The following is a 3,271-nucleotide window of genomic DNA, read 5'->3' as shown; positions in this document are numbered from 1 at the left end:
ACAGCTAACGAGATAAATATGCGTCCAGTTATTTCGTGTTGTTCTACTAATTGAGGATAACTATAAACAGCAACTTCTTCAATGCGTCCACTTATATGTGATTCAAGATATTCAGTAACCCTGTCTATAATTACTTTACTTTGACGTTCACCGTCTTGATACAACGCTTGTGCTAATAGCAAACTTTTACTTAAATGTACCGCTTCTTGTCGTTCTTGCTCCGTTAAATAAACATTTCTTGAACTTTTCGCCAAACCATCTGCTTCTCGAACGATATCAATACCAATAATTTCAACGGCATGATTGAAGTCTTTTACCATTTGCTCGACAATAGCCAATTGCTGGGCATCTTTTTTACCAAAATAAGCATAATCCGGCATAACAATATTAAATAGCTTATTAACTACTGTTACCACCCCATCAAAATGCCCTGGACGCTTCGCTCCTTCTAACACATCAGCTAATGGACCTACTTTGACATCAATACCTAATTCACCTGGATATATATCTTCTACTGCAGGATGAAAAACAATGTCCGCCCCTACTTCTGATACTAATTCTAAATCTTTATCAATTTGTCTCGGATAAGCATCGAAATCTTCGTTTGGACCAAATTGTAATGGATTAACAAATACACTCACAACTGTAATATCATTTGTACTAACTGATTCGCGTACCATCGTTAAATGTCCATCATGTAAGGCACCCATTGTTGGGATAAAACCAATCGTTGTTCCTGAGCGTTTGGCTGCTTTAACAATGTGTTGCATCTCTTTTACCGTAGTAATCAGCTTAGTCATTGTTATTAACCTCATTCATAATTTTCTTTTTATACGTATATTCTTCTGATGGAAATGCACCAGATTTAACTTCTTGATCGTATTGTTTTAAACCATCCACACCAACACTAAAATCAGCAAATTGCTTCACAAATTTCGCTTTATGTTCAACACCATAATTTAACATATCGTGATAAACCAATACTTGACCATCTGTACCTTTTCCTGCACCAATACCAATGACTGGAATTGTTAAGTGCTTGCTAATTTCCTCTGCTAAATCATTTGGAATTGCTTCAAGTACTAACGCAACTGCACCAGCTTGTTCTACATTTTTCGCATCTAAAATAAGTTGCTCCGCTGCTTCTTTCGTTGCACCTTGTAATTTATACCCCATAACGCCAACACTTTGAGGTGTTAATCCTAAATGTGCAACAACAGGAATACCAATTGCCGTTGCTTTTTCAATAAATGGTGTAATATGCGCTCCTTCTGCTTTAATTGCATTTGCATTCGTCTCCTGATAAAGCTTTAGAGCATGATTTAAGTCTTGTGTCATAGAGATGCCTACTGCACCAATCGGCATATCAACAACTACAAATGTATTTGGTGCGCCTCTTCTTACTGCACGACCGTGATGAATCATATCTGCTAACGTCACTTGTACGGTACTTTCATAACCTAATACAGTCATACCAAGTGAATCCCCAACAAGAATCATATCAATACCCGCTGCTTCCACTTGTTTAGCACTTGGAAAATCATAAGCTGTTACCATAGAAATTTTAGTTTGCTTTTGTTTCATATCTATTAATTGACTTACTGTTTTCAATGTTATTCAACCTCTTTTTGCAGTATTATTAGAAATAGTATAATGAATCTTTTATAGAAAGGAAAGAAGAAGATGTTATCAGTTGCGATTATCGGCCCAGGCGCTGTCGGTACAACTATTGCCTATGAATTACAACAATCATTGCCTCATACAACGCTTATCGGGAGACACGCCAAAACAATAACATATTATACTGTACCACATGCACCTGCACAAGATATTGTTGTGAAAGGTTATGAAGATGTCACAAACACATTTGATGTTATTATTATTGCAGTCAAAACACATCAACTTGATGCCGTTATTCCTCATTTAACTTATCTTGCACATGAGGACACGCTCATCATTTTAGCCCAAAATGGTTATGGTCAACTCGAACATATTCCATTTAAAAATGTATGCCAAGCAGTTGTCTATATAAGTGGTCAAAAGAAAGGCGATGTTGTTACGCACTTCAGAGATTATCAATTACGTATACAAGATAATGCATTAACTCGACAATTTAGAGATTTGGTCCAAGACAGTCAAATCGACATTGTATTAGAAGCAAATATTCAACAAGCTATTTGGTATAAATTGTTAGTTAACTTGGGCATTAATTCTATCACAGCACTCGGGAGACAGACAGTTGCAATCATGCATAATCCTGAAATACGTATACTGTGTAGACAGTTATTACTAGATGGTTGTCGTGTTGCACAGGCAGAGGGGTTAAACTTTTCAGAACAAACTGTCGATACTATTATGACTATATATCAAGGTTATCCCGACGAAATGGGAACGAGCATGTATTACGACATTGTGCATCAGCAACCTCTTGAAGTCGAAGCGATTCAAGGCTTTATTTATCGACGTGCACGTGAACACAATCTTGACACCCCATATCTTGATACTATTTATAGCTTTTTACGCGCTTATCAACAAAATATGTAAGCACATATATAATATAAAAAGACCTTAACGATGCATTTAGAACCACCTGTTCCTAATATCGCTAAGGTCTTTTAATTATATTAGACTATTCAGCTTCTCTAATTTCTTCTGCCACATCTTTATAGTCTATTTTCGCTTTAACAAACGTCTCGTTATTTACCGGGAAATGTTGTTGGAATGTTTCAAAGTTTTGTATCTCAACGACAACGTCATCCACTTCAAAGTCAAGAACATGTCCACCATAAGCTCTTTCATCATCCGCAAAATGTATATGAAAACCAGCAGACCCTACGCCATGAAATAATTCTGGTGTAAAAAATCCAACAATGGCACCACGAATATCTTGTCTTTTTTCCTCAGGTTGTCTGCGTGCTGAATCAATCAAACGTGTATATGGCGGTTGCTGAGCAGGCATCATTCGTACATGCATATGTTTAAATGTGCCATAAATTTTAACAGCCGAAAATAAATTCTCACTTAACATTTCATTTTTAATTTGTGCGAATACATCATCTTGTGATAATTGTTGCAATGGAAATGTCTTACTCGCTTTAAAATTAGTAATCGATGCATACGGTACTTTCTCATCGCCTTTTAATTCTATAAATTCTTTATGCTCGTTAGCATGATATGCCTTCCCGTCTAAAAATATTACTTCGCCATCAGACCCTGTTAACGTTGCAATCCCTAAATTCCCATGTTCTAACAATTCATTAATTGTAGCTGT

At 36.3% G+C, this 3,271-nt stretch carries 4 protein-coding genes; 1 reads left to right on the top strand and 3 read right to left on the bottom strand.

All coding sequences use genetic code 11. The features are described from left to right. Together panC and panB are read right to left on the bottom strand one after the other, a co-directional pair. On the bottom strand, positions 1–800 hold an 800-nt coding region (gene panC, locus IDG60_RS09315; protein WP_206160643.1), incomplete at its 3' end, for a pantoate--beta-alanine ligase. Next, positions 793–1,611 (bottom strand): 3-methyl-2-oxobutanoate hydroxymethyltransferase, encoded by an 819-nt coding sequence (gene panB / locus IDG60_RS09310; RefSeq protein WP_000860047.1) that lies wholly within the window; start codon positions 1,609–1,611, stop codon positions 793–795. The genes panC and panB, both read right to left, overlap by 8 nt. A gap of 72 nt (positions 1,612–1,683) precedes the next feature. Between panB and IDG60_RS09305 the strand changes: the two genes are divergently transcribed. Continuing rightward, positions 1,684–2,544, top strand: a complete 861-nt coding sequence (locus IDG60_RS09305; protein ID WP_000953572.1) for an oxidoreductase — start codon at positions 1,684–1,686, stop codon at positions 2,542–2,544. An 85-nt stretch (positions 2,545–2,629) separates the two neighbouring features. Here the strand turns inward: IDG60_RS09305 and budA are convergent. After that, on the bottom strand, positions 2,630–3,271 hold a 642-nt coding region (gene budA / locus IDG60_RS09300), incomplete at its 5' end, for an acetolactate decarboxylase (RefSeq protein WP_206160642.1).

The sequence above is a fragment of the Staphylococcus sp. EG-SA-2 genome, assembly GCF_017152085.1.
This window is presented reverse-complemented; position numbering and strand designations above follow the sequence as displayed.